Annotated in this window: 26 protein-coding genes, 1 pseudogene and 1 riboswitch; of the genes and pseudogenes, 21 read left to right on the plus strand and 6 right to left on the minus strand. The window is 35.2% G+C overall.

Annotated elements, in window-relative coordinates; all coding sequences use genetic code 11:
- Positions 1-11: 11 nt before the first annotated feature.
- Together G7059_RS04360 and G7059_RS04365 are read right to left on the minus strand one after the other, a co-directional pair.
- A complete protein-coding gene (locus tag G7059_RS04360; RefSeq protein ID WP_166080872.1) occupies positions 12-401 on the minus strand; it encodes a CoA-binding protein in 390 nt (129 codons plus the stop codon).
- 55 nt (positions 402-456) lie between these two features.
- Entirely contained in the window at positions 457-1,425 is a 969-nt protein-coding gene (locus tag G7059_RS04365) for a VOC family protein (RefSeq protein WP_166080873.1), read from the minus strand.
- Positions 1,426-1,670: 245 nt separating this feature from the next.
- Here G7059_RS04365 and G7059_RS04370 point away from each other — a divergent pair, with 245 nt between their 5' ends.
- The 5 genes from G7059_RS04370 (at position 1,671) to G7059_RS04390 (ending at position 6,365) form a co-directional block, all read left to right on the plus strand.
- Positions 1,671-2,036, plus strand: coding sequence for a class Ib ribonucleoside-diphosphate reductase assembly flavoprotein NrdI (locus G7059_RS04370; RefSeq protein ID WP_166080874.1), 366 nt, complete (start codon positions 1,671-1,673; stop codon positions 2,034-2,036).
- Entirely contained in the window at positions 2,033-4,141 is a 2,109-nt protein-coding gene (nrdE, locus tag G7059_RS04375; RefSeq protein ID WP_166080875.1) for a class 1b ribonucleoside-diphosphate reductase subunit alpha, read from the plus strand. Before G7059_RS04370 ends, nrdE begins: the two co-directional genes overlap by 4 nt.
- A gap of 12 nt (positions 4,142-4,153) precedes the next feature.
- Complete coding sequence (gene nrdF, locus G7059_RS04380; RefSeq protein WP_166080876.1) at positions 4,154-5,227, plus strand: class 1b ribonucleoside-diphosphate reductase subunit beta; 1,074 nt, start codon at positions 4,154-4,156, stop codon at positions 5,225-5,227.
- Complete coding sequence (locus G7059_RS04385) at positions 5,224-5,478, plus strand: glutaredoxin (RefSeq protein ID WP_166080877.1); 255 nt, start codon at positions 5,224-5,226, stop codon at positions 5,476-5,478. Before nrdF ends, G7059_RS04385 begins: the two co-directional genes overlap by 4 nt.
- 104 nt (positions 5,479-5,582) lie before the next feature.
- Positions 5,583-6,365 (plus strand): YihY/virulence factor BrkB family protein, encoded by a 783-nt coding sequence (locus G7059_RS04390; protein ID WP_166080878.1) that lies wholly within the window; start codon positions 5,583-5,585, stop codon positions 6,363-6,365.
- Here the strand turns inward: G7059_RS04390 and ybaK are convergent.
- Positions 6,362-6,835 (minus strand): Cys-tRNA(Pro) deacylase, encoded by a 474-nt coding sequence (ybaK, locus tag G7059_RS04395; RefSeq protein ID WP_166080879.1) that lies wholly within the window; start codon positions 6,833-6,835, stop codon positions 6,362-6,364. The two genes, G7059_RS04390 and ybaK, sit on opposite strands and share 4 nt — an antisense overlap.
- 80 nt (positions 6,836-6,915) lie before the next feature.
- Positions 6,916-7,006: riboswitch (THF riboswitch) on the plus strand.
- Between the two features lie 46 nt (positions 7,007-7,052).
- Between ybaK and G7059_RS04400 the strand changes: the two genes are divergently transcribed.
- The 8 genes and pseudogenes from G7059_RS04400 (at position 7,053) to G7059_RS04435 (ending at position 16,704) form a co-directional block, all read left to right on the plus strand.
- Positions 7,053-7,559, plus strand: coding sequence for a folate family ECF transporter S component (locus G7059_RS04400; protein ID WP_166080880.1), 507 nt, complete (start codon positions 7,053-7,055; stop codon positions 7,557-7,559).
- Entirely contained in the window at positions 7,556-9,142 is a 1,587-nt protein-coding gene (locus G7059_RS04405; RefSeq protein ID WP_166080881.1) for a formate--tetrahydrofolate ligase, read from the plus strand. The genes G7059_RS04400 and G7059_RS04405 overlap by 4 nt, the downstream gene beginning before the upstream one ends.
- Before the next feature lie 79 nt (positions 9,143-9,221).
- Positions 9,222-11,381, plus strand: coding sequence for a Tex family protein (locus G7059_RS04410; RefSeq protein ID WP_166080882.1), 2,160 nt, complete (start codon positions 9,222-9,224; stop codon positions 11,379-11,381).
- Positions 11,382-11,451: 70 nt separating this feature from the next.
- Positions 11,452-11,763, plus strand: coding sequence for a thioredoxin (gene trxA / locus G7059_RS04415; RefSeq protein ID WP_166080883.1), 312 nt, complete (start codon positions 11,452-11,454; stop codon positions 11,761-11,763).
- A gap of 148 nt (positions 11,764-11,911) precedes the next feature.
- On the plus strand, positions 11,912-13,141 hold the full coding sequence (locus tag G7059_RS04420; protein WP_166080884.1) for a DUF349 domain-containing protein: 1,230 nt from the start codon (positions 11,912-11,914) through the stop codon (positions 13,139-13,141).
- A 61-nt stretch (positions 13,142-13,202) separates the two neighbouring features.
- A pseudogene (locus G7059_RS04425) lies at positions 13,203-14,384 on the plus strand (aminoacetone oxidase family FAD-binding enzyme).
- Entirely contained in the window at positions 14,384-14,947 is a 564-nt protein-coding gene (locus G7059_RS04430) for a VanZ family protein (protein WP_166080885.1), read from the plus strand. Before G7059_RS04425 ends, G7059_RS04430 begins: the two are co-directional and overlap by 1 nt.
- A complete protein-coding gene (locus tag G7059_RS04435) occupies positions 14,944-16,704 on the plus strand; it encodes a DUF885 domain-containing protein (protein WP_166080886.1) in 1,761 nt (586 codons plus the stop codon). The genes G7059_RS04430 and G7059_RS04435 overlap by 4 nt, the downstream gene beginning before the upstream one ends.
- A 14-nt stretch (positions 16,705-16,718) precedes the next feature.
- Here G7059_RS04435 and G7059_RS04440 read toward each other — a convergent pair whose 3' ends face one another.
- Positions 16,719-17,288 carry a TetR/AcrR family transcriptional regulator gene (locus G7059_RS04440; RefSeq protein WP_166080887.1) on the minus strand — a complete coding sequence of 190 codons (570 nt, stop codon included), beginning with the start codon at positions 17,286-17,288 and terminating at the stop codon, positions 16,719-16,721.
- Between the two features lie 94 nt (positions 17,289-17,382).
- On the opposite strand from G7059_RS04440, the gene G7059_RS04445 reads away from it, so the two are divergent.
- Complete coding sequence (locus tag G7059_RS04445) at positions 17,383-17,703, plus strand: zinc ribbon domain-containing protein YjdM (protein WP_166080888.1); 321 nt, start codon at positions 17,383-17,385, stop codon at positions 17,701-17,703.
- Between the two features lie 55 nt (positions 17,704-17,758).
- Here G7059_RS04445 and G7059_RS04450 read toward each other — a convergent pair whose 3' ends face one another.
- Positions 17,759-18,469, minus strand: a complete 711-nt coding sequence (locus G7059_RS04450; protein ID WP_166080889.1) for a glucosamine-6-phosphate deaminase — start codon at positions 18,467-18,469, stop codon at positions 17,759-17,761.
- Between the two features lie 112 nt (positions 18,470-18,581).
- Here G7059_RS04450 and nagA point away from each other — a divergent pair, with 112 nt between their 5' ends.
- From nagA to G7059_RS04470, 4 genes are all read left to right on the plus strand, one after another.
- Positions 18,582-19,733 (plus strand): N-acetylglucosamine-6-phosphate deacetylase, encoded by a 1,152-nt coding sequence (gene nagA / locus G7059_RS04455; protein ID WP_166080890.1) that lies wholly within the window; start codon positions 18,582-18,584, stop codon positions 19,731-19,733.
- Positions 19,734-19,773: 40 nt separating this feature from the next.
- The gene (locus G7059_RS04460) at positions 19,774-20,811 is read left to right on the plus strand and encodes an FAD-binding oxidoreductase (RefSeq protein WP_166080891.1); all 1,038 of its coding nucleotides are present in this window, start codon (positions 19,774-19,776) and stop codon (positions 20,809-20,811) included.
- A 109-nt stretch (positions 20,812-20,920) separates the two neighbouring features.
- Positions 20,921-21,652 carry a LytTR family DNA-binding domain-containing protein gene (locus tag G7059_RS04465; RefSeq protein ID WP_166080892.1) on the plus strand — a complete coding sequence of 244 codons (732 nt, stop codon included), beginning with the start codon at positions 20,921-20,923 and terminating at the stop codon, positions 21,650-21,652.
- On the plus strand, positions 21,621-22,961 hold the full coding sequence (locus G7059_RS04470; protein ID WP_166080894.1) for a sensor histidine kinase: 1,341 nt from the start codon (positions 21,621-21,623) through the stop codon (positions 22,959-22,961). Before G7059_RS04465 ends, G7059_RS04470 begins: the two co-directional genes overlap by 32 nt.
- On the opposite strand, the gene G7059_RS04475 is transcribed toward G7059_RS04470, so the two are convergent.
- Positions 22,939-23,181, minus strand: coding sequence for a hypothetical protein (locus G7059_RS04475; protein ID WP_166080895.1), 243 nt, complete (start codon positions 23,179-23,181; stop codon positions 22,939-22,941). The two genes, G7059_RS04470 and G7059_RS04475, sit on opposite strands and share 23 nt — an antisense overlap.
- 118 nt (positions 23,182-23,299) lie before the next feature.
- Between G7059_RS04475 and G7059_RS04480 the strand changes: the two genes are divergently transcribed.
- From G7059_RS04480 to G7059_RS04490, 3 genes are read left to right on the plus strand one after another with little or no spacing between them, the layout of a single operon-like run.
- Positions 23,300-23,887, plus strand: coding sequence for a LexA family transcriptional regulator (locus tag G7059_RS04480; protein WP_166080896.1), 588 nt, complete (start codon positions 23,300-23,302; stop codon positions 23,885-23,887).
- A gap of 11 nt (positions 23,888-23,898) precedes the next feature.
- On the plus strand, positions 23,899-24,573 hold the full coding sequence (locus G7059_RS04485; RefSeq protein WP_166080897.1) for a response regulator transcription factor: 675 nt from the start codon (positions 23,899-23,901) through the stop codon (positions 24,571-24,573).
- Positions 24,563-25,564: a HAMP domain-containing sensor histidine kinase gene (locus G7059_RS04490; protein ID WP_166080898.1), complete on the plus strand. Its 1,002-nt coding sequence runs from the start codon at positions 24,563-24,565 to the stop codon at positions 25,562-25,564. Before G7059_RS04485 ends, G7059_RS04490 begins: the two co-directional genes overlap by 11 nt.
- Positions 25,565-25,608: the final 44 nt, after the last annotated feature.

Raw genomic sequence — 25,608 nt, forward strand, 5'->3', positions numbered from 1 at the left:
GCCAAACTTTTTTAGTTTTCGTTTCGATTGTAGGTTGCGATGACACAATCTTTAATAATATTTAGATTGAGTGACTCAGCTTTCTTAACAAGTTCTTCGCTAAGAGTTCCTGGCTGTAACCAAATCGTTTGTATTCCTTTTTCAACAACATCATCCAATGCATTAATTCCAATAGATGCATTCACAAAGAACACAGCTACATCAACATTTTGTGGAATGTCGCTAACCTTTTTATAAACAGGGTCATTGTCCAATGTTTCAAGTGTTGGATGAACTGGATATACATGTTTACCTTTTGATTTTAAGAGTTTGTAGGCATAATTCGACATACGTGTCTCGTCATTACTGGCACCAATAATCGCAAAGGCTTTGTTACTTAAAAGTACTTCATAAGGATTCATAGGAGAATCTCCTTTCGTAAGGATACTTTATCATATAATTGTGTTGATTTGATGATTATTTTCTGTAGTTAATTCGTGTTGTATCGAAAGGACGGATTGTTCTTTCAATTTCTTCACGATTGCCTTCTAAGAATGGTGGTAAGCTTAAGCTTTCACCAAGTGTTGCGAGAGGCTCATCAACTGTAAATCCTGGTACATCAGTCGCAAATTCATAAAGAATGCTATCAACACGTGTATAGAGTGATTCAAAATAGAATCGTGTTACAAATCCTGAGTTAGGATAGTATAGACTGTTCACATGTTCAATACGTTTCATAAGTTCTGCATGGTCTGGAATTCGTAAAGCAATATGGTGAACTGAACCATACCCTTGGTATTCGTTTTGTGATTTTTGATCAACGCGTACATGAATACTTGAGCTGTTTCCGCCATCACCTGTTTCGTAGCGGATAGCACCTTCTTCTTCACCAATACGTCTAAAGCCTAATGTATCAATTAACCATGATTCTTGGCCTTCTAAATGACGTACAGTGATTTCAATGGTACCGATACCAATAATCGCGAACTCATCAGGAACATCACTCCACTGGTTTGGAGTTCCTGGAGCTGTACCCCCAGCACCGTTTTCATCAGATACTAAACGATAACGTAGACCATCATGGTCTTCGAAACGTAAACCTTTAACCCCGAAAAGTTCATCAATGTCATGATGTTTGACTTTGAATTCTTCCAAACGTTTGAACCAGTAATCTAACGCTGCATCACTTGGAACACGAAGTCCAATTGAAGTGATAGCGTTTGTACCACGAACCGCTTTAGGAATACCCGGGAAGTCGAAGTATGTTAAGTCGTTACCTGCTGATGCATTCTCATCTCCGAAGAACGTATGATAGGCAGTAACGTCATCTTGATTAACTGTCTTCTTTAAGAGACGAAGACCTAAAACTTGAGTCATAAATTCATAATTCTTTTGTGCATCACTTGCGATTGAAGTAATGTGATGCCAACCTGTAATTTTTTTCATATGGGTAATACTCCTTTTCTACTTCTATCCTATTTGATTTTATTCTCTACTGCAAGATTGTTGACTAATGGACTGTTATTCACAAGCCTGTTATTCTCTTCACGACCTTTACCATAACGATAAACGATAAAAAGTTAATGTTTCAGATTTACATTTTTGAATTTCAGTGTTTTCCGGTGCTTTTCTTCAACATTGAACACATGTCTATGCTTTAATATATTTAGCTTTAAGGGGAGGTAGTAAAAATGAAAATCGTATATGACAGTTTAACAGGACAGTGTGAGAGATTTGCTCTTAAAGTGTCCGAAGACGCAGAGAGTATTCTAGATTATGATGGCGATGATTCAGAACTCTTTTTAATTACTCGATCATGGGATTTTGGTAAAGTTACAGATGAAACATTTGAATTTTTAGATACCTATGCCCCAAAAGTCGTAGGTTTAGCAGTAGGTGGCAATCGAAACTGGGGAACTAATTTCGGTGCAGCAGGTGATAAGATTAATGCTCAATTTGGAATTGAATTGGTATTAAAGTTTGAAGGTTCAGGATTTTCCAATGATGTCACTATTGTTAAAGAATGGATTGAATCATATAAGGAGGATGCAGCATGAGTGTTAAAGTAAATCAAATCCCTGAGTGGGTCATATTAAACAATCAGATCTTAGATGCTGATGGTAATGTTAAAGATTTAAATAAAGATAAAGAAGCGGTACGTTCTTATTTCCTAAACTATGTAAATAAACATACGCAGTTTTTTCATTCATTAAAAGAAAAATTAGATTATATGGTAGAGAATGAATACTATGAGAAAGAATTCTTAGATAAGTATTCATTTGAACAAATTCAAGCAATTTATGATATTGCTTATGATGCGAAATTTAGATTCCCAACATACATGGGTGCTTTCAAGTTCTACAATGATTATGCAATGAAGTCAAATGATGAACGTCGTGTATTCTTAGAACGATATGAAGATCGTTTATCAGTGATTGCTTTATATCATGCTGATGGTGATTTTGAATTAGCGAAACGTTTAATTAAGTCATTAATTGCACAAGATTTTACACCAGCTACACCGACCTTACTTAATACTGGTAAGAAAAAACGTGGAGAATTCGTATCTTGTTTCTTACTTGAAGTAGATGACTCACTAAATGATATTGCTCGTGTTCAAGAGTTCGCAATGCAACTTTCAAAACTAGGTGGTGGTGTATCCATCAACCTAACAAACTTACGTGCTAAAGGAGAGTCGATTAAAGACATTCCTGGGGTTGCTAAAGGGGTTGTAGGGGTTGCTAAGCTTCTTGATAATGCCTTCCGTTATGCGGACCAAATGGGTCAACGTCAAGGTGCTGGAGCGGTTTACCTCAACGTATTCCACAGTGACATCGAAGATTTTCTATCAACTAAGAAATTAAACGCTGATGATGATGTCCGTGTAAAAACTTTATCAATGGGTGTAGTAATGCCAGATAAGATGATTGAACTTGCACGTGAAGATAAAGATATGTATGTCTTCTATCCTCATACAGTATTTAAAGAATATGGTATCCCATTCTCAGATATCGCAATTGATATGGAGAAATGGTATGACGCGTTAGTAGAAAACCCAAATGTTCGTAAACGTAAAATTAATCCACGTAAACTCTTTGATATGATTGCGCAATTACAAGGTGAGTCAGGGTATCCTTACATCATGTATGCCGATAATGTTAATAAAGAGAACCCACTCGCAGATCCAATTAAATTCTCTAACCTCTGTACAGAGATCCTACAACCTTCTGTAGTATCATCCTATGCAGACTATCAAAATAGAGAGGATGACAAGATTGGTCTTGATATCTCATGTAACCTTGCAAGTGGTCACATGGGTAATATGATTAAAAATAATACAATTGAAGAAACTGTTATTGCAGCGATGGAAATCATGAACTCTGTATCAGAAAAAACAAACATTGCTCATGTTCCGGCAGTTGCACGTGCTAATAATCTCATGCGTTCCGTTGGATTTGGAATTATGGGTCACCATGGTTTTATCGCAGAGAACTATATTGCTTATGGAAGTCCAGAAGATATTGATTTAATTGATGTATTCTTTAGTTTAATTAACTTCTATAGTCTAAAATTCTCCATGCAAAAAGCTCGCGATACAGGATTACGTTTCTATGGCTTTGAGCGTTCAGATTATGCTGATGGATCATACTTTAATGATCGCGGACCTGTTCATCCAAAATATGATGTCGTTAAAGATATTCTTAAAGATGTCGTGATTCCTACAGAAGAAGAATGGACACAGTTAAAAGATGATGTTATGACCTTTGGTTTATACAACTCCAATAGATTAGCTGTTGCACCTAACGGTTCAATTGCTTATGTCATGAGTGCAACACCATCCCTAACACCAATCAAACAACTTGTTGAAGAACGTACTTATGGTAACTCAAAAACATACTTCCCTATGCCTGCTGCAGACGTTGCTGGATTTATGTATGAGTCAGCCTATTCCATGGATAAATACCGTGTTATTGACGTCATTGCGACAGCACAGAAACACGTTGACCAAGGGATTTCATTTGAACTCTGTATAACGTCAGATGAAACAACACGAAGTCTACAAAAATATTATCTCTATGCTCATTACCAAGGAATTAAAACACTGTACTATACTCGTACACAAAAGCTGCGTATTGATGAATGCGTTAGCTGTGCAGTTTAAGAGGAGGCTAGCATGTTAAAAGAAATAATGAACAAAAGTGCAACTCGTGCTTATGATGGTGCTAACTGGAATGAACATGAAGATAACTTTACACAAACTTTTTATGAACAAAACTTAAGTCAATTCTGGCGTCCAGAAGATATTAGTTTGCAACCAGACTTGAATTTATGGGCAACACTTTCACCAGAGATTCGTACAGCTTATTCGCAAAACTTAGCCGTACTTACTTTCCTTGATACGTATCAAGGGGATATCGGAATGCCTGTTGTATCACGATCACTAGATGATGGCTTCCACCAACGTAAAGCGGTATTAAACTTTATGGCTGCTATGGAGAATGCTGTTCATGCGAAGTCTTATTCAAATATCTTTATGACTTATCTTCAAAATGATGAGATTGATGAGATGTTTGCTTGGACTGAAACAAATAAGAACATGCAACGTATCCTTGCGCTCATTGTGGGCTATTACGAAGACTTAGACCGTATGACATACCGTAAACGTTATGATGGTCTAGGAGAACCTGTTGATGAGTTAGAGTTTAAAGTAGCTCAATGGAAAGCAATGGTTGCTTCAGTCTTCTTAGAATCCTGTTTATTCTACAGTGGTTTCTACTACCCATTATATTTCTATGGACAAGGAAAACTCATGCAAGCAGGGGAAATCATTAACTTGATTCTTCGTGATGAAAGTATTCACGGATTGTATGTAGGAAACTTAGCAATGGAAATCTACCAATCATTCAGTAAAGACCTTCAAGAAGAGTTATACAATTGGTTGGTAACATATCTTGATGAAATCTATCAAGAAGAAGTAGAACTCATTGAATCAATTTACGATCCTGTAGATTTATCCCATGACGTTAAGATATTTGTACGTTATAATGCTAACAAAGCAATGATGAACTTAGGATTTGAAGCTTACTATGAATATGAGGAAGTAAACCCTGTTGTATTAAATGGATTAAACACTGAGACAAAAACAATGGATAACTTCTCAATGAAAGGAAATGGGTATCAAAAGATGAAATCTGAATCATTGTCAGATGATGACTTCATATTTGATGCACCAAAGATTACACGATGACAAAAATTAAAATGTTGACACAAGATAACTGTCCAAAATGTATTGCATTAAAAAGTTTCTTAGAACTTGGATTACGTAATAAATATCAAGATGATATTGAAGTTGTAAAACGAGAAGAACAAGCAGATGCATTCATGGATTTAGTTCAAAAACACAAGATTATGGCAACACCAGTACTAATTGCTGGAGATGCAGTATTAGCTGATACAAGTCCATCTAAAGTTGCTGAGTTCTTAAAAGAACACATCTAAAAGCAAAGACATCACAAGAGTGATGTCTTTTTTGGTGGGAAAAATATCGGTGTGAAACAAGAATATGGTATGATAGGAATACATATTGAATGGGCGTGATGACTTTGAAAGAAAAACTAATACAGATTTACAAAATGATGACAGCAGGGGATGCTACGCTATTCATCTATGCCTTTGCATATTCTTTAATTGTTGGGATCGCACCATTCTTAATTATTGCGGTAGTATTCTTAGGAAGTCGTTTCACCAATGTTGACGTGTTGATAGACTTCTTATCTCGTTATGTACCTGCTGATTTAATCAACCCTTTTATTGGTTATATTAGTAATTTTGATATCGAAGGACAACTGTACTTATTCATATCAATTTTATCTGTGAGTTTGTGGGTAGGTTCTAAGTCAATTTACTCGTTTATTCTTCTAAGTAGTGAATATGATGATGTAAAAGTTAGTCATATTATTCTTAGAATTTTATCCTTGTTCTACTTTATTCTGCTTATTATCACAATCATGGGTGTAGGTTTTATTGCTACCTTATCGGGCATTGCGCTACGATTATGGATCTTACCAACAATGATTGTATTCTTTTGCATTTTCTATTTGATGACATCCTTGCGAGTTCGCTCTTTTTTAAGGGTTCTTCCTGGAGCTGTCATTGCAAGTGGATTACTTAATGTCCTTGGTATGGTTTTCTTTAATTATGTAAATCAATTTAGTAATTACCAAAATATTTATGGACCTTTAGCATCGGTTATGATTCTTATGATTTCATGTTGGATTATTTCCTGGATTGTATTCCTTGGATACACCGTTAATTTTGTATTGTATCCTACTGAGAGTGAAGCAACAATGTATGGGATACGTTTCCGTGCACCAAAAAAAGACTAAACTTCTAATACATCATGGAATGACGCATTAACACTGTTTGCTAAATCTTGTGGATTAACGATAATATGACATCCTCGACGTCCACCAGACACGAGGATTTTTTCATAATTTAAAGCTGACGTATCGAGGATGGTAGGGAATAGTTTCTTCATTCCGATTGGAGAACATCCACCTCGTACATATCCAGTTAAGTTTAAAAGTTCTTTTAAATGAAGCAGGGCAACTTTTTTCACACCAAAGGCTTGTGCTGCTTTCTTCATCGAAATGTGAGCATCTAATGGAATGACAACCACAAAATGATCAGTCCCTTGTTCAAGAACGATAGTCTTAAAGATTGGAATGGTTTTATCGTCGAGGTATTGGTATGCCTTGTTTGCATCAAATTCCTCCTCAGGGTCATAATTTATGGATTCATAATCGATTTTAAGCTGTTCTAATTTTCGCATTGCGTTAGTTTTTTTAAATTTCATTTTTATCACCAATATTAGTTTACCACATTTGTCCTTTTAGCTTGCATTGTTAAGACCAGATTGTTATCCTTATTCTGTCAAGCAAAGTAAATAACATGTGTTAAGTGCTAGTGGACGCGAAGGTGCTACTAGACGAAACGAAAGTGCAGTGTGTTATTGCCTTCGGTTGCAAAACCTCTTCTTTATGATGCTTGATAAGGAAAAGAGGGTTCTATATATGAGAACAAAAGATTTGGTGTTTATGGCACTATTTATTGTATTGGAAGTTATTAGTACTCGTTTTCTAAGCCTTGAATTTGCAACGCTTAGAATCGGATTTACTTTCATTGCATATGCGCTTGCAGGACTGTTCTATGGTCCATTACGCGGTGGTCTAATGGCTGCTGCAGCTGATATTATTGGTATCGTTCTTTGGCCAAAAGGTGGCGTTTACTTTGTGGGATTTACAATTTCTGCATTTCTACAAGGTGCTAGTTTTGGATTCTTGAAGAGTGATGGTTCTATAGATAAACGTTTAATAGCAATACTATTGTTTGAAACAATTGGTGTTAGCTTAATACTTAATACATATTGGCTTCATATTATGTATGATAAAGCATGGATACTGTTTATTGGTCCACGTATTGTCAAAGAAGCTGTATTAATAGTTATCCGTTTCACTGTGATTCGATCTGTTGTTATTCCGTTATACAATCGTATTAAAGAAGAAAGGCTCCTAGTATGAACTCATTAAAACACTTATTAGATGCATTAAACTTAGAAGATACAGAGGTCATGATGTATGGTCATGACAAAGCAAAGATTAGCTTAGAAGTCCTTAACCGTGAGGATAAAGGAAAAGTTATTCTTATGACAGCAATCAATCCAACACCTTTTGGTGAAGGAAAAACAACGATGAACATTGGTTTGTCGATGGCTTTAAACGCTCTAGAATACTCTGCAATTAGTGCCTTACGTGAACCTTCAATGGGTCCTGTATTTGGTATGAAAGGTGGAGCAACAGGTGGAGGGAAAGCGCAAGTTATTCCTAAAGCTGACATTGATTTACACTTTACAGGAGATATGCATGCAATTACAGCATGTCATAACTTATTAACTGCATTATTAGAAAATCATATCTATCATGGAAACGAACTTGGTATTGATCCAGATCGTATTCTATGGAATCGTGTACTTGATGTTAATGATCGCTCCCTACGTCGTATTGAAGTAGCGGGTCATAAATCATCATTTGATATTACAGCTGCATCTGAAATTATGGCGATTCTATGTCTTGCCAATGATTTGGAAGATTTAAGAAATCGACTCAGTAATATCTTAGTAGCATATACCGTAGATGGTAAAGAAGTAAGTGCGAAAGATTTAAATGCAGTAGGTTCAATGATGTTGGTGCTTAAAGATGCCATCAAACCAAATCTTGTATCAACTTTAGAAGCAACACCAGCTATCTTACATGGTGGTCCATTTGCGAATATTGCACATGGTTGTAATTCTATTATCGCAACTAAAATGGCAGCTAAGTTAAGTGACTATGTCGTAACTGAAGCTGGATTCGGTGCTGATTTAGGTGCAGAAAAATTCTTTGATATCAAGTGTCGTCTTGGAGAAATTAATCCATCAGCTACAGTTATTGTAGCGACAGTTCGTGCGTTAAAATATAACGGTGGTGTTGGTGTTAAAGAGATTGCTAATGAAAACTTAGAAGCATTAAAACTTGGTTCACAAAACCTTGTGCAACACGTGGAAAACATGAAGAAATTCAAGGTTCCTGTAGTAGTGGCGATTAATCGCTTTGATACAGATACTGATGCTGAAATTGCATACTTAGAAAGTCTTAGTGAAATACTTGGAGTTGATGTTATTCCTTGTGAGGTATTTGCTAAGGGTGGTCAAGGTGCCATTGAACTTGCACACAAGGTTGTTGAAATCTGTAATACACCAAGCAAACTTGAATACTTATATCAAGATACAACAATTGAAGCAGCAATTAAAACTGTTGCTACAGAAATTTATCGAGCAGACAATGTAGTTTACTCAGATGAAGCAAAAGAACAATTAAAAGAGCTTGAAGCTCGTTTCCCTGAAGGTCTTCCAGTATGTATTGCGAAAACACAATACTCATTTAGTGATGATGCTAAGAAACTCAATGCACCTCGTGACTTTGAAGTAACAGTTCGTCAACTAAAATTAGCTGCTGGTGCTGGATTTGTAGTAGCATTACTAGGAAATGTTATGAGAATGCCGGGATTACCAAAAGTTCCTAACGCAAACCATTTGGATTATGACGGTCAAGTTATAGGAATGTAAGAACATCACTTCGATGTTCTTTTTTTATACACTTTAATAAGTTGAACTGTGTTAAAATGATTGGGCAAGGAGTGACACTATGGAAAGAAATGTACACGATTTATTAAAACAATCGCTAACAGCTTATAAAGGACAGCAAATCGATGCAGTATTAAAACTTGTTGAAGATGGGAATACGGTACCTTTTATTGCTCGTTATCGTAAGGAAATGACAGGAAGTCTCGATGAAGTTCAAATTCGAGAAATAATTGATCGTTTCGAATACTTAAGTAACTTAGAGAAGCGTAAAGAAGAAGTACTACGCTTAATTGATGAACAAGGGAAACTTACAGATGAACTAACTGTTGCAATTGAGAAGGCTGATAAGCTTCAACAATTGGAAGATATCTATCGACCATACAAACAAAAACGTAGAACGAAGGCAACCATCGCTAAAGAACGAGGACTCGAACCGATTGCATTGCGTGTTCTATCGTTACCAATGGATTTTAATGTTAAAGAATTTGAAGCATATATTAGTGAAGAGAATGAACTCTTAACTGTAGAAGACGTTATTGCAGGGGTCCATGAGATTCTTGCAGAGAGCATTGGGGATGAAGCACGTTATCGCGCTTGGATCCGTGATATGACCTTTAATACTGGAATTGTTGCGACCAGTCTGAAAAATGCTGATAATGATGAGCGTAAAGTTTACGAAATGTATTATGAGTTTAGCCAAGCTATCTCTAAGATTGCATCTCATCGTGTTCTTGCGATTAATCGTGCAGAGAAAGAAGATGTGCTCAAAGTTAGCTTGAATGTTGAAGAAGAAACAGCGTTAAACTATATGCGCCGTTTTCAAATCGGTAATAAACAAAGTTCGACAGCTCATGACTATGTTGATGCAGCAATTGTTGACAGTTATAAACGTTTTATTGCACCAGCAATTGAAAGAGAAATCCGTAACCAACTTACAGAAATGGCAGATGCTCAAGCAATCCATATCTTTGGTGAGAACTTACGAAATCTCTTAATGCAAGCGCCACTTAAAGGACATATTGTCATGGGATTTGACCCAGCATACCGTACAGGATGTAAACTAGGAATAGTTGATGAGACAGGGAAAGTATTAGCTGTAGATGTAATCTATCCACACAAACCAGCACCTGAAGCTAAACAACGCCAAGCAGGACCACGATTCTTAGAACTTGTTAAGAAATATAACGTTGATACTGTTGCGATTGGTAATGGTACTGCAAGTCGTGAATCGGAACAATTTGTATCAACACAATTGAAGAATCAAGAAGATAAAGTAAGTTATGTTATTGTAAATGAAGCAGGAGCTTCAGTCTACTCCGCATCTGAAGGAGCTCGTAAAGAATTTCCTGATTTACAAGTAGAAGAACGTTCAGCTATTAGTATTGCTCGTCGTATACAAGATCCACTTGCTGAACTTGTCAAGATTGATCCGAAGTCTGTTGGGGTTGGACAATATCAACATGATGTATCACAAAAAGAATTAACTTCTGCTTTGGATTTCGTTGTTGAGACAACGGTTAACAGAGTTGGAGTTGATGTTAATACAGCATCGCCTGAACTCTTAGTTCATATCTCAGGGCTAACCAAAACAACAGCTCAAAACCTGGTGAATTATCGAATTGAAAACGGAGCTTATTCAAGCCGTACAGAAATCAAATCTGTGCCACGCCTAGGACCTAAATCCTATGAACAAGCTATTGGTTTCTTAAGAATTCCTCAAGGTAAAAATATTCTTGATAACACGGGTATTCACCCAGAAAGTTATGCTGTGGTACGCCAATTACTAAAAAATCTAGGACTTAAAGAAACGGATTTAGGCAGCGAAAAAGCTATTGAAGCTTTAAATGCTGGAAATCTGTACAGTGATGAATATGGAGTCGGTAAAGAAACATTTTACGATATCGTAAGCGCACTAAAACAACCAGGACGAGATATGCGTGACAGTATGTCGGGACCTTTATTACGTCAAGATGTATTAAGTCTAGAAGATCTTAAAGTTGGTTTAGAACTTCAAGGTACAGTTCGTAACGTTGTTGATTTCGGTGCCTTTGTAGATATTGGAGTTAAGCAAGATGGGCTTGTACACATTTCAAAACTAAGTAAAAACTTCGTAAAGCATCCAACAGATGTAGTGTCGGTAGGAGATATTGTTAAAGTATGGGTTGTTGATGTTGATGTTCAAAAGGAAAGAATTCAACTATCAATGATTCCTATGAACTAGCGTTTGGGCATATTCATTGCTCAAGTGGTGGAAGTAGATATAATAACAGTGTAAGAGGAGGTAGCATAAAATGGTAAAACATATAACAGATACAGATTTTGATACACAAATTGCTGAAGGACTTACATTTGTTGATTTTTGGGCACCATGGTGCGGTCCATGTAAAATGTTAGGACCTGTTATTGACGAGTTATCAACAGAATTTGAAGGTAAGATAAAAATTGCTAAATTGAATGTTGATGAAAATCAAATCACAGCACAAAAATATGGCATTATGTCTATTCCAACAATGATCTTATTTGAAAATGGAAAACCTGTAGAAAAAGTACAAGGATTCCATCCTAAACAAGCGCTACACGAATATTTAAGTAGCAAAATTTAAATAATAAAAGAGAGTAACCCAGATAATGTTCTAAGTGGTTACTTTTTTTTATGCGTTCATAACATGAATTTGACGTTCATTACAATAAGTTTTCATTTAATAGTTTAATTGTGCTAGAATATAATGGAATGGTGAGAAAGAGGTGCTTATGATGAATGAAGAGTTAAAAGAAGATATTATTCAAGAAGAAAACGATGAGAAATCATCACGTCAAGAATACTCACGACACGATTTTGGTTGGGAAAGTTTTGCTTCTGTTGAAGAGTCAAGACAGAATCAACTTATTTCTGAAATCTACAGCATTATGAATACTGGGGATGACGATAAACTTGAGTTTATCAAGAAAGAGTGGCAATCTTTATCAGAAGAAGGAATTGACGAAGCGTTGGAAGAACGATTTAATCAAGCAGTGCATCGTTACGAAACACGTCAAGAACGTTTAACTGAAGCTCAAACAACGAAAAAGCGTTTGATCCAAGAAGCAGAAGCAGTAAAACAATCTACAGATTGGAATAAGACTGCTACTTACTTACAGAAACTACAACAAGATTGGAAAGAAGCAGGATTTGCAGGTCAAGATATTGATCAAGACTTGTGGGAAAAATTCCGTGCTGTTAATGATGTATTCTTTGATCGTCGTAGCGAACATTATGCTAATTTAGCTGATGAACGTGAAGACACACGTAAAGTGAAAGAAGAACTCATTGAACGTGCCAATGCAATTAAAGAATCAGAAGAATGGAAAAAAACTTCTGTAGCAATGCGTGATCTCATGACTGAGTGGAAACAAGCTGGTTTTGCTGGTCGTGAGTTTGAAGATGACCTTTGGGAAAAATTCAATGCTGCACGTCAATACTTCTATCAAAAACAACGTGAGTTCTTTGATGCAATGCGTGAAGAACAAAATAAAGCACGTATCGGTAAAGAAGAAATTATTGTTAAAGCAGAAGAAGTTGTCAAAGGATTTAATCTTGAAACTAAACGTGAAGAGATGGAAACACTCTTTGAAACATGGAAACAATTAGGACATAGTGGACGTGATTTTGAAGAAAAACTATGGAATGAATTCCGTGCAATTCAAGATGACTTCTATTCGGCATTAAAAACACGTGATGCATCAATTCGTGAAGACCAAATCGTTGATATTGAAAGTGAACTTGAAACACTTGAAGTTCGTATCGATACATTAGAAGGTTTGAATGATAAAATTGAAGCTAAACTTTCAAGTTTAGAAGGACAACTCCAAACAAATGAATCTGAAGAACTCCAAGAAGAGTATGAATCTCTTAAAGTTACTTTAGATGATAATCGTAAAAAAATTGATGAATACAATGAAACCTATAATAAATTGTCTTCACAAGCTGATCGATATAAATAATTAAAGGTACCCGAAAGGGTACTTTTTTTGTTATAATGATGCAGAATCGGAGAGTGAATTCATGAGAAAAATAATCGTAGTAGGTGCAGGACCTTCAGGAATGATGGCAGCAATATCAGCTAAAAGACATTATCCCAATGATGCCGTAATCTTAGTTTAAAGAAATAAACGTTTAGGGACTAAATTACGTTTAACAGGTGGTGGACGTTGTAATGTAACTGCTAATGTTGATATTGATACCGTCGTAAGAAGTATCCCTAAAAATGGGAAGTTTTTATATAGTAGTTTAAGCAGCTTTGGACCTCAAGAAATACAAAGTTTTTTTCATGATGCAAACTGTCCATTAAAAGAAGAAGATCATGGACGTATGTTTCCAGCTAGTAATAAATCACAATCAATCATCGATGCGCTTCATCAAGAACTTAAAAATAGTGGTGTGCAAATTATGTATGAGTCCTATGTTGAAGGTTTGGATGCTCAAGATAAAATGATACGTATTAATGGTAAAGTGTATTCCTATGATCATCTTATCCTAGCCACAGGTAGTAGAACTCTTCCTGGGAGTGGCTCGGATGGAAATGGATATGAATTAGCGAAATCGGGAGGACATTCTATTACGAATTTACTTCCTGCTGAAGTGCCACTCGTAAGTAATGATGCTTTTATCCAAGAGAAAGTCTTGCAAGGATTATCTTTTCAAGATGTTAGTGTAACAGTCTACCAAAAGGGTAAGAAAAAACAAACAATTACTCACGATTTACTGTTTGCTCATTTTGGTATATCGGGACCGAGTGCATTAAGAGCAAGTTTCTACGTTCAACAGGTATTTGAAAAAGAAAGACCAGTAAATTTATCAATAGATTTCTTACCAGCACATTCATATGAAGTCTTACAGAAGTCAGAGGATATCCATGAAACACTACAGAATTTAGGACTTCCAAAGCGATTGATTAACTACTTAGATTCCATAAGTAAGAATAAACAAGAAGTAATTGAACATGTAAAGAACTTTAAAATGACTGTGTATGAGACACGAGGATTTAGTCATGCATTTGTTACCAATGGTGGCGTTAGTCTCAAAGAAATTGATCCCAAAACTATGAAGTCAAAGATAGAACCATCGATATCATTCTGTGGAGAACTTTTGGATACCAATGCATTTACAGGTGGATTTAATATTACCTCTGCATTTTCTACAGGTTATACTGCAGGAAAATACTGCTTTGAAGGAAATGTTGATTAATGTTTGCAAGACATCGAGGAATTGGATGGCTTCAAACAGGGATTCCATTATTAATAATAATTTTCCTTGTTGCATACTTTCTCTATCTTAAAAACATGAGTAGAAAGCAAAGAATGCTGAAGACGGGTCTTTTACTCAGTATATGGTGTATAATAGAAATAACACAGTTTCCAATGGCGATTAATAATACTGCTTGGGAACACATACGTACCGCTCATAATTTCAAGTATAATCTTGAAGCATTTGATGCAATAATCATTGCATTTAAAGGTGGCTATCGCTTAAGTATTGCGGAGATACTTGTAAATGTTTTGATGTTTATTCCATTTGGAATAAGTGTTACACTCTTAAGTTATAAAGGTAAGTATGCGTTTCTAAAAGTTTTTTCTTATTCATTGTTATTGAGTGTCTGTGTCGAATTAATCCAATTAGTAACACTTTACTATTCTCTTAATGTAAGAATATTTGATATCAACGATATTTTTCTTAACACCTTAGGAGGTGTATTAGGGTACATAGTAGTGAAACTAATATTGAGGGTGAGAAAGGAATTTAATCGATGAAGAAAATTTTGAGTGTCCTTTTAGTGACACTTTTACTCCTTACTGCTTGTTCAACCAAGCAAGAGGTACCAAGAGAAGATGTTGAAGTTAGTTCTGAGTTTTCAGAATATCTTGACACTTTGTTGGTTGACTTTGTAAGTCCTACTGATTTTGGGATAAACTTTATTCTTAATAAACCAGAAGACTACAAATTTGAACCGGAGCTTTACGAAATAGGTTTTACAACAGAAGAAGATCTCAAGGAGTCTGTTAGTGAAGCCAAGGAAATGATAAAAGAATTAAAGAAATTCAGTGAATCATCATTATCAAACCAACAACTTCTGGATCGTGATGTCGTCATAGAATATCTGGAAGATTTAATTGAAATGGAACCGTACTACGATTATGAATACGGATCATCAATGATAGGATACCAGAGAAATACAATGTCTAACTTTACGTCTACCTTGGAGTCGTATCAATTTAGAACGAAATTTGACGTTGATGCCTATCTGAATTTATTAGAAACATTCCCTGATGCAGTACAAAAATATCTTGATTTAGAGTTAGTCCGTCAGAAGAATGGAACAGGCTTTGGAAAAGAAGAGATTGTTGAAATTATAAAAGTAAATACTGACACAGCGCAACAAGCGAAGAACAGTGATTACTTCTTAATAGCGCACTTCAATGATGCTATATCGAAACTCGATTTTCTAACAAGTGAAGAAAAGAATGCTGCAATCGCTAAGCATAAAACTTTAATCTCAGAAAATCTTGCAGGTGCTTATCAAAATGTTGTAGACACACTATCTCAAGTCGATGCTTCTACTAGTACAGGTCTTGCTAATAAACCTGATGGTAAGAAATACTATGAACTGCTCTTACAACAAGAAACAGGTCTAAAAGCTTCCATTAAAGATATAGAAAAAGTATTAAACGAAGAAGAAGCAAAAGTTAGAAAATATATGATGTTCTTATCAGAAAAAGATTATGAGAACATGTACTCACGTTACCAAGAGCGTAGTTTTGGAAACTTTACATCAGGAAAGGAACTTCTAAGTGCAATTCAAAATTCCTATACTGAAGAGTTTCCAAAGATTGATGAACCATATTATGAACTTCGCAAAGTTGATGAATCAATAGCGGCAGCCTCAAGTCCTGCATTCTATTACACACCTGCGATAGACTATAATGGTTCTGAACCACAAATTATCTATATTAATGGTGACTTTGATAATTCATTGTATACCACATATGCTCACGAAGGATTGCCAGGACATATGTACCAGTTTAGCTACTTTATGACACTGAAAGACATGCACCCAATCCGATCCCTTGTCTCACATACAAGCAATGCTGAAGGCTGGGCAAACTATACCGAAAGACTAGCGGTAAAATATGTGTCAGATCAAGCGTATGCTGATTTCTATGACATGATGGAGACGTTCACAGAGTTGTTCCATATCAAAGCAGATATTGGGATTCACTACTATGGATGGAATCTAACGGAGTTTAGAGAGCTTCTTGATACTTATTTTGTTGGTATTGATGAAGAGACAGCACAAAGTATTTATACAATGATTGTCCATAATCCAGCTACTTATCCTACATATTATCTCAGCACTATTTATATCAAAAACTTAAAAGAAAAAGCTCAAAAAGAACTTGATGAGAAGTATTCTGATGTGGAATTCCATGAAGCATTCTTATCGTCGGGTTCCGCTTCATTCAATGTGATTGAGAAAGAAATTGAAAAATATATTAACAGTAAAAAATGACATTCTTACGAGTGTCATTTTTTTGGATATAATGTGATATTTACTAATTCAATCAGTGTTTCTACATTCTGGTTCTCGAATCGAATTGAATCAAGGAGTGAATGAATTACAAACTGGTTGAACGCTTCTGGTGTAAGTTTCTCAGTCCATATTGAGTTATCAACATGGGGATCATGCTTAAGAGCATCTAAGAAAATTTCTGAAAGAACTTTAAAGTCGCGTCGTTTATGAGCACGTGCTTGTTCTTTCACTTGCGGTGTGAAAGATCGATAGTAGCTCGCAAAGATTGCATGATATTCATTAGCGTTTGTTTTGACTAACTCAAAGACATCATGAATCAATTGTGTATAGTTGTCAGAATCTTTATATTCAAGAAGAGGTTTCTGAAAGTACTCTAACCACGTGAAATGTACAAAAGCCATAATCATTGCTTCTTTTGATTCAAAATAATTGTATACAGATCCCACCGAAACATTAGCTTCTTCTGCAAGTCTTCGGATACTTATCGCATCCAAACCATCTTTCATAACAATTTGTTGGATGATGGTAATTAGGTAATCTTTGCTTATAGCTTGCTTCTTCATAGTATCACCTCTGAACACCGTTCATTATAGTCAAGCTTTCTCCCCTTGTCAAATAGTTTACATAGGGTATACTTAATAAGAAAGAGGTGATAGTATGCTTCCAGCATGTCCACAATGTAATTCAGAGTACACATATGAAGATGGAGCAATGTATGTTTGCCCAATGTGTAACTATGAGTGGAATGAAACAACAATAGAAAACGAACAAGTTCGTGATGCGAATGGTGTCGTTTTACAAGATGGTGATGACATTATCGTAATTAAAGATTTAAAAGTAAAAGGTGCATCACAAGCATTAAAACAAGGTACCAAAGTAAAGAATATTCGTTTGGTAGAAGGCGATCATAATATTGATTGTAAGATCGATGGCTTTGGTGCTATGAGTCTGAAATCTGAATTTGTTAAGAAAGCATAAAAAAACTGGGTTTTGAAGTGAAACCAATTATTGGGTTCACTTCATTTCCCAGTTTTTATTTTGTAAGTTTTGAAGCAGCGGCTTCGTCTACGATTACGATAACGTCTTGATGATTTTGAAGAGCACTTGCAGGTAAGTCAGTTGTAGGTGTATCTTCAATCATGCCTTTAATTGCATCGGCTTTCTTTTCGCCGTATGCAAAAAGAATAATTTTCTTAGCTGACATAATGGATTTAATACCCATTGAGTAAGCGAAACGAGGTACGTCATCGATTGAATCGAAATTACGTGAGTTTGCTTGGATTGTGCTTTCAGTTAATGATACTTTCTCAGTTGTTGAATCAAAGCTTGCACCAGGTTCGTTAAAACCGATATGTCCATTTTCTCCAATTCCTAAGATTTGAATATCAATAGGATTTGAAGCGATAATTGCATCGTAACGATCGCATTCTTTTTGTGCATCTGTTTCTAAACCATTTGGTAAGTGGTTTACTTTAAATGGTTTCTTTGCAAAGAGATGTTCGTTCATAAAATAATGGTAACTTTGATCATGATCGGCACCAATACCAATATATTCATCAAGGTTAACAGATACTACATCAGTGAAATCTAAGTCACTTGCTGTTAAACGGTCATAAAATGAAATTGGTGTACTACCAGTTGCTAGACCAAAAACATTCAATGATTTATTTTCTAAAGCTTCTTTAATAATTGAATAGCCTAATTCTGCTCCTTCAATATTATCTTTTACTATATGTATTTTCATACTATCCCTCATCTTCCTTCTCTTACTATTATAGTCAATTCTTAGGTAAAATCAATGGAATGTTCATTTAATTAGTGATACAATGTATATACATTATTAAGGAGGAAATATAATGTTAATTATAAATGGTCGAATATATTTAGAAGACAGAATTATTGAAAATGGTTTCGTATCTTTGAAAGATGGAATTATTGAAGGTGTAGGAATGATGGAAAATGCACCTGAAGATAGTGAAATCATTGATGCTAAAGGACAGAACGTATTACCTGGTTTTATTGACCAACATATTCATGGAGCTAATGGTGCTGACCATATGGATGCTACTCAAGAAGCTCTTCGAGACATCGCAACATTCATTCCTAAAGAAGGTACTACTTCATACTTACCAACTACAATGACACAATCAATTCCAGCAGTTAGCGAAGCTTTGGAAGAAATCGTAAAATATAAAGAAACATCCAATGGACCTGGACAAGCTGAAATGTTAGGTGTTCACTTAGAAGGACCATTTATTTCCGCAAAACACGTAGGAGCACAAAACCCAGAATTTGTATTGAAACCTACAAAACATGATTTTGATATTTTCTGGGAAAAATCAAAACATACAATTAAGTTAATCACTTATGCTCCTGAAGAAGCAGAAGAAGGCTTTACAGATTATTTAAGAACAAAAGGTGTTATTCCTTCAGCTGGTCATACGGATGCAGGTTACCAACAAATTGTTGATGAAATCGCTCATGGATTGAGTAACTTAACTCACTTCCATAATGCTATGAAACCTCACCATCACCGTGAACCAGGTGCAGTAACTGCAGGTTTCTTATATCCACAACTTAAAGCTGAATTAATTGTTGATGGTATCCATCTACACCCAGCAGTAGTCAAAGCAACATATCAAATTAAAGGTGTTGATAATGTTATTGTGATTACAGATGCTATGCGTGCTAAAGGATTACCTGATGGAAAATATGACTTAGGTGGTCAAGAAGTAGAAAAAATTGGTAAAGAATGCCGTATCTCTAATGGTGCATTAGCTGGATCAGTTGCTGAAATGGACTTTGTTGTTAGAAACTTCAAAGATTTCACAGGAGCACCAATGGAAGATCTTGTTAAAGTATCATCAGAAAACGTTGCAAAACATCTTAACGTATTCGGTAGAAAAGGAAGTATTGCTGTAGGTAAAGATGCTGATATCGTTATTGTTACAGATAATATTGATGTACAAACCACAATCTGTCGTGGAGTTGTAGCTTACCAAATTTAGATTTAAGCACCTTCGGGTGCTTTTTTTATGAGGAGATACTATGAAAAAAGTTGGAATTATTGGAGCAGGAATCGTAGGGGCTAGTGCAGCATTTTATCTTACTAGAATGGGGTATGAGGTAAAGATTTATGACGCTGGTTATGCTCAAGGGACAAGAGCGGCTGTTGGGATTATTTGTCCATGGGTTAGCCAAAGACGTAATAAGTCTTGGTATGATTTAGCGAATCGAGGAGCACATCATTATTTGTCTCTTATTAAGGACGTAAGCGATGACCGCTTCTTTAAACAAAACGGGACCTTAATTACCCATGATACGAAATTAGATAAACAGTATAATATTGCCCTTAAAAATAAAGAAAATGCCCCAATGATGGGTGAGGTTTATTTACTTACAAAGGAAGAAGTACAAGAAAAAATTCCTGAAGGGTTCGAGCTTGATGAAGCAATTTTCGTTGCTGGTGGAGCTCAAGTAGATGGAGCATTGCTAATTGATATTCTTTTGAAGGATTCACAAATAAAAGTAATTCCAAAAAGAGTTTACTTAGAGGATATGACGATAGATGGTGAGATGTTTGATACTGTTATTGTTGCTGCGGGTCCGTGGCTTAATGAGGCACAGTCAAATGAATATGACATTAAGATACAAAGAGGACAGTTGATTGCTTTGGAAGCACCTGAGGTGATTGATTCATATCCAGTAATTATGCCTCAAGGAGAAGCTGATATATTGTTTCAAGAGAATCGAATCATTATAGGTGCTACTCATATTGATTTGGATACGGAAAAAGCGTATCGATCTGAAGAAGCTATGTACTTGAAACACAATGTCGAAGCTATTATTCCAAATATCTATGATATGAAAGAAATAGATTACAGAGTAGGCTTTCGTTCGGTAAGTAGGAACCATCAAGCATTCTTTGGACCAACAGATCATAATATGACGCAATATGTAGTAAGTGGTCTTGGTTCTTCGGGATTGACTGTGGGTCCTTATATTGCTTATTTAATAGCGCAAAGCATTAATGGCAAAGATATTGATTTTTCACAATATAGTCCACATTTGTACAAAGGCGAATAGTAAGCTGTGATTCAATTGTTAATATTAACGAAATATAAACTTTGTCTAGATTGTTTTCTTTGTATTCATATATTATTAGTGTATAATTTATTTAGATAGGAGAAAATCCATGATAAATATTTATCTTTGCGATGATGAACCTCAGGTTGTTTCAAAGTACAAATATTTGATTAAGAGATATGCACTATCGCGTTCTCTTGATATAAATATTGAGACCTTTGAGCGGGGGGAGGAATTGTTGTTTCATCTTGAAGATCATGTCAGTACACCTGATATAATCTTTATGGATATTTTTATGGACGAATTAAATGGAATCGAAACATCAAAACGAATTCGTGAGTTAGGAATTAATGCTTTTATTATTTTTCTAACGACTACTTCTGATTTCGTTTTTGAGGCGTTTGATGTTCGTTCTTTTAACTATCTTGTTAAACAAGATACAGATGAAGCCCGTTTTAGAGAAGTTTTAGGCAATGTTATCAACCAAGTTGAGAAACATGCACCAGATTTTTTTGATTGCTCATTCGGATCAGAATCCCGAAGGATACCCTTTAAGAATATTACACACTTTGAAATTTATCGAAGAGTTATGCGCGTACATTATAATAATGACGAGTATTTTGATTTTTACGAAACAATGGATAATTTAGCTGAACAATTAGAAGAAAAAGCGTTTGTACGTGTACACCGTTCTTTCTTAGTAAATTTGCGTCACATCGTTCTTTTTAAGAACCAGTTGATACGTTTGAGTAGTGGTGTAGAACTGCCATTAGGAAAAGCATATCAGGTACAAGTTAAAGAGAGCTTTAATGAATTTGTTTCAAACGACTGGAGCGAATAGGAGTGTTGAGCTATTGGGGTATCTCGTTTCAGTTATTAGTGTTTTATCTTTATATACCTTTGTGTCATTATATTCTTTGCGTGATTTAGCTAAATACCGCAAGAATAAAAATGTCACTTTTGTTGTGGGAATTTGTATATTAACATTTATTTTTGTAGTTAATGAGCAACGCGTTATGGCAGGAACCATTTTCTATGAATTTATTGTTTTTGTGATTATGTACATCTTTTATCGCTTATATTATCGATCACAGTCACTTTTAGCGGTGTTTGGTGCTTCACGATACGTGTTGTACTTATTTACGAGTAAAGTTCTTACGCAGTCTTTGATATCCCTTGTAAGTGGGTATTCAATCTTAGAACTGTATGAACTCGGTTATTCACGTTGGATTTTAGTAGTATCAATATTGGTTGCAGCCATTTGCATTCAACTCTTATATATGACCGTAGTAAAAAATAGAGGCTTTGTAAGGCTTGTAAGTCATCCAAGTCAACTTTGGTTTGTAACGGGGATAAAGTTTCTTCTTAGTGCCTTTATTCTCTTTGCATTTCAAATGAGTATAAGAATTGATAATTTGGTTGTCGCAGCTCTAATCAATATTGTAGGGGTGTTGATGGTAGTTGTGTTTGATGTTGTCGTTGTATCAAATGGAATACGTTTCGTTACCCTTCTTCAACATGAACAAGAAAATCTCATCTTACAAAAATTATATGAAACCCAAGTATCAAATTATAAGTCTTATGAATTATTTACTCAGCAGTTTCAAACATTTAGAAAAGAATTGAACACAAATTTTCCTGCGATAATTGGTATGATACGTCGCCAGGAAGGTGAACAAGCTATTCGTTTATTAGATGATATTGCAGTTCAAATGGGAGATAACAGTGTTGTTAAACGTAACTACACAAACTTTCCTTTCTTAGATGCTGTACTTTTATCGTTCTCGAATATATGTCATGAAAAAGACATAGACTTTGATGTTTTAGTCTATTGGGAAAAAGGTATTTATATTGATGATTTAAAGATAGTTCGTGTGTTTACCGATATCTTTGACATGGTTATTGATAAAGTTGAAAGTCAAGCAAAAGAAAAGCGCCTCATATTTATGCGCTCGAATCCTCATAAGCATTGGCTTGAGGTAATTATTAAATTTCCTATTATTGATCTAGAGGAAGAAGAAACACTGGATGTACTTATGAACATGATGGAAAGCTTCGGAGGATTAATGGACTATCGTATTCACCAACGTCATTCTGTCATTGCCTTACATTTCCCTAAAATAGATTCTATGGATGATAACTTTCAATAAACCACCGTGTTCTTTCAAAGAATAACTTTCTAACCTGATTTTGAATTCGACATTCATATAAGATACCAGCGCCGCCTACTTGAGAAGCGGCGTTTCTTATTTGTAATACTTTGTCGATTGGATACTTTACATTATCAAATACGATAAATAGTGGCATCATATCTCCAAATTGATTGACATGGACAACCACATCTATATATTTCTTATAATATTTCTGCATAGGATCACCTTCGAGTAAATTATATCAAATAAGTTGCGTAAATCAATATATTTACGCAACTAATAATAGAAAGTTGCACTTGTGTTACGTATTCTGTAATATTAAAGAGAGGTGCTCTATGACATTACAAGAAATAATTACAATTTATAGGGAACGATTGGGTTTGTCGCTAGAAGATATCAGTGATGCTGTTGCTGTTAGTAAATCGACAGTTTCACGTTGGGAAAATGGAATCATTAAGAAGATATCTGAAGACAACAAGCTCAAACTATCCAAGCTTTTTAATATCGATATTGATGATTATCTACAACATCGCTTTTTTAAGCCTGTTTTAGGAACCGTTAGAGCTGGGTACAATTTGTTAGCCGATGAACATGTCATTGGCTATGAAGAAGTCAGTAAGTCTGATTATGATCGTGGTGATTATTTCCTAAAAGTTGTAGGTGATTCCATGACAGGATCCCGTATTTATGATGGCGACATTGTCTATATTCAAAAAGTTAGTGCTGTAGATAGTGGTAGTATTGCCGTGATTCTTATTGAAGAGGACGAAGTAACCATTAAACGTGTTATCTATAAAGATAAGTTAATGATTTTAGAAGCAAGTAATCCAGAATATGAGACACGTTACTATAATGAAGAAGATGTATTAAACCATAAAATCCAAATTCTTGGTAAAGTACTCAAAGTAAAAGTAGATTTTTAGGAGGATAGAGTATGTACACAATAATGATTGTAGAAGATGACACAACGATTCGTGAAGAGCTTACTCTCTTCTTAGAAAATAATGGGTATGGCGTTATTGCTTTAACTGACTTTCAAAATGTTGTTGGTGAACTGGAGAAATCAACGGTTCATTGTGTTTTCCTAGATTTGAGTTTACCAAATATTGATGGCTATTTCATTGCGAAAGAGATACGCAAGATAAGTGATGTGCCTATTATTGTAGTTACAAGCCGTGATAATACTCTCGATGAGTTGATGTCAATGAACTATGGAGCAGATGACTTTGTAACAAAACCATATAACCTTCATGTCCTACTTGCTCGACTTCAATCAATATTACGAAGAACCTATGAAAAGAATGACACTAAAGAAATAACGGTTCGAGGGGTTTCCGTTGATTTACCAAGGGGTATCGTTAAGTTTGAAGGAGAGACTCAAGAACTTACTAAAAATGAGATGGGAATAATTTCGTATCTAATTCAGAATAAGAATTCAATTGTATCTCGTTCTGATTTGATGGAATATCTTTGGAATACTGATTGGTATGTTGATGATAATACTTTAACTGTTAATATTAATAGATTAAGAAAAAAACTGGAAGAAATCGGAGTCGTTGATTTTATCGAAACAAAACGTGGGATTGGGTACAGTATCAATGACAATTAAAAAGTATTTAAAAGATAAGTTATATTTTATTTCAATTACTGGATTAGTGATTGTTTTCTTAATGCTTTTATTTGGAGTGACAGATACCACACTTGCGGTAAGTGTTACAACTATTTTATGCGTTCTTGTAGTAGCAGGCTCCGTATTAATTGTTGAGTGGAAACGTCGCTACTTATTTTATAAAGAAATAGACTTAGCGCTTGATAATCTAGAAAAGAAGTATTTCATTCATGAGATGTTACCGAAGAGTGGTTTTCTAGATGGTGATATTCTTCTAGAAATAATGAATGAACTCTCGAAATCGATTGCTAATGAAGTATCCAATATCAATAACGCACACAAAGAATACTTAGACTTTGTGGAAATGTGGATCCATGAAGTTAAGACGCCTTTGGCAGCAATTTCATTAATTACTTCAAATAATAAAAGTGTTGAGATGGTCCGAGTTAAAGAAGAGGTAAAAAAGGTTGAAAAGCAATTAGAACAGATTCTCTTTCATGCTCGTTCGTCTTCTCTTGAAAAGGATTATATTATACAAAGTATTGACCTAGAAAAAGTCGTCAGAACCAGTGTTAAAGATCTATCGACACAATTTATTAGTAAGAATATTATCTTGAATTTAGATCTTGAAAATACCATCGTCTACTCGGATCCAAAGTGGTTAGAGTATATCTTTAAACAGATTCTTGAAAACGCTCTAAAATATAGCGATGATGGAAAGACCATTATAATTCGTTCAGCAATTCATAATCAAAGTGTACAGGTTGATATTATAGATGAGGGAATTGGGATTTCTGAGTCTGATATTAAACGTGTCTTTGATCGTGGATTCACGGGTCAGATTGGACGTAACTCACGCCAGGCAACAGGATTTGGTCTATACTTGGTTAAGACCCTTAGTGAGCGTCTTGGTATCGGACTATCAATTGTTTCTGATAAAGGTACGACTGTAAGTCTTGTGTTTCCTAAATCAGATATGAATTTCAGGTGAATCTGATATTACAATAATGTAAGTTAAATGGCATTAAATTCGAT

It is taken from the genome of Erysipelothrix sp. HDW6A (genome assembly GCF_011400295.1).
GTDB lineage: Bacteria > Bacillota_I > Bacilli_A > Erysipelotrichales > Erysipelotrichaceae > Erysipelothrix.

Excerpts from the sequence above, each read along its gene's own strand:
- G7059_RS04480 (WP_166080896.1), top strand. The coding sequence starts at position 23,300 with ATGACATTACAAGAAATAATTACAATTTATAGGGAACGATTGGGTTTG.
- trxA (WP_166080883.1), top strand. The coding sequence starts at position 11,452 with ATGGTAAAACATATAACAGATACAGATTTTGATACACAAATTGCTGAA.
- ybaK (WP_166080879.1), bottom strand. The coding sequence starts at position 6,835 with ATGAAATTTAAAAAAACTAACGCAATGCGAAAATTAGAACAGCTTAAA.
- G7059_RS04400 (WP_166080880.1), top strand. The coding sequence starts at position 7,053 with ATGAGAACAAAAGATTTGGTGTTTATGGCACTATTTATTGTATTGGAA.
- nrdF (WP_166080876.1), top strand. The coding sequence starts at position 4,154 with ATGTTAAAAGAAATAATGAACAAAAGTGCAACTCGTGCTTATGATGGT.
- G7059_RS04385 (WP_166080877.1), top strand. The coding sequence starts at position 5,224 with ATGACAAAAATTAAAATGTTGACACAAGATAACTGTCCAAAATGTATT.
- G7059_RS04430 (WP_166080885.1), top strand. The coding sequence starts at position 14,384 with ATGTTTGCAAGACATCGAGGAATTGGATGGCTTCAAACAGGGATTCCA.
- G7059_RS04475 (WP_166080895.1), bottom strand. The coding sequence starts at position 23,181 with ATGCAGAAATATTATAAGAAATATATAGATGTGGTTGTCCATGTCAAT.
- G7059_RS04445 (WP_166080888.1), top strand. The coding sequence starts at position 17,383 with ATGCTTCCAGCATGTCCACAATGTAATTCAGAGTACACATATGAAGAT.
- G7059_RS04460 (WP_166080891.1), top strand. The coding sequence starts at position 19,774 with ATGAAAAAAGTTGGAATTATTGGAGCAGGAATCGTAGGGGCTAGTGCA.
- G7059_RS04370 (WP_166080874.1), top strand. The coding sequence starts at position 1,671 with ATGAAAATCGTATATGACAGTTTAACAGGACAGTGTGAGAGATTTGCT.
- G7059_RS04365 (WP_166080873.1), bottom strand. The coding sequence starts at position 1,425 with ATGAAAAAAATTACAGGTTGGCATCACATTACTTCAATCGCAAGTGAT.
- G7059_RS04470 (WP_166080894.1), top strand. The coding sequence starts at position 21,621 with ATGAATTTGTTTCAAACGACTGGAGCGAATAGGAGTGTTGAGCTATTG.
- G7059_RS04420 (WP_166080884.1), top strand. The coding sequence starts at position 11,912 with ATGATGAATGAAGAGTTAAAAGAAGATATTATTCAAGAAGAAAACGAT.
- G7059_RS04450 (WP_166080889.1), bottom strand. The coding sequence starts at position 18,469 with ATGAAAATACATATAGTAAAAGATAATATTGAAGGAGCAGAATTAGGC.
- G7059_RS04440 (WP_166080887.1), bottom strand. The coding sequence starts at position 17,288 with ATGAAGAAGCAAGCTATAAGCAAAGATTACCTAATTACCATCATCCAA.
- nrdE (WP_166080875.1), top strand. The coding sequence starts at position 2,033 with ATGAGTGTTAAAGTAAATCAAATCCCTGAGTGGGTCATATTAAACAAT.
- G7059_RS04410 (WP_166080882.1), top strand. The coding sequence starts at position 9,222 with ATGGAAAGAAATGTACACGATTTATTAAAACAATCGCTAACAGCTTAT.
- G7059_RS04490 (WP_166080898.1), top strand. The coding sequence starts at position 24,563 with ATGACAATTAAAAAGTATTTAAAAGATAAGTTATATTTTATTTCAATT.
- nagA (WP_166080890.1), top strand. The coding sequence starts at position 18,582 with ATGTTAATTATAAATGGTCGAATATATTTAGAAGACAGAATTATTGAA.
- G7059_RS04465 (WP_166080892.1), top strand. The coding sequence starts at position 20,921 with ATGATAAATATTTATCTTTGCGATGATGAACCTCAGGTTGTTTCAAAG.
- G7059_RS04405 (WP_166080881.1), top strand. The coding sequence starts at position 7,556 with ATGAACTCATTAAAACACTTATTAGATGCATTAAACTTAGAAGATACA.
- G7059_RS04435 (WP_166080886.1), top strand. The coding sequence starts at position 14,944 with ATGAAGAAAATTTTGAGTGTCCTTTTAGTGACACTTTTACTCCTTACT.
- G7059_RS04485 (WP_166080897.1), top strand. The coding sequence starts at position 23,899 with ATGTACACAATAATGATTGTAGAAGATGACACAACGATTCGTGAAGAG.
- G7059_RS04360 (WP_166080872.1), bottom strand. The coding sequence starts at position 401 with ATGAATCCTTATGAAGTACTTTTAAGTAACAAAGCCTTTGCGATTATT.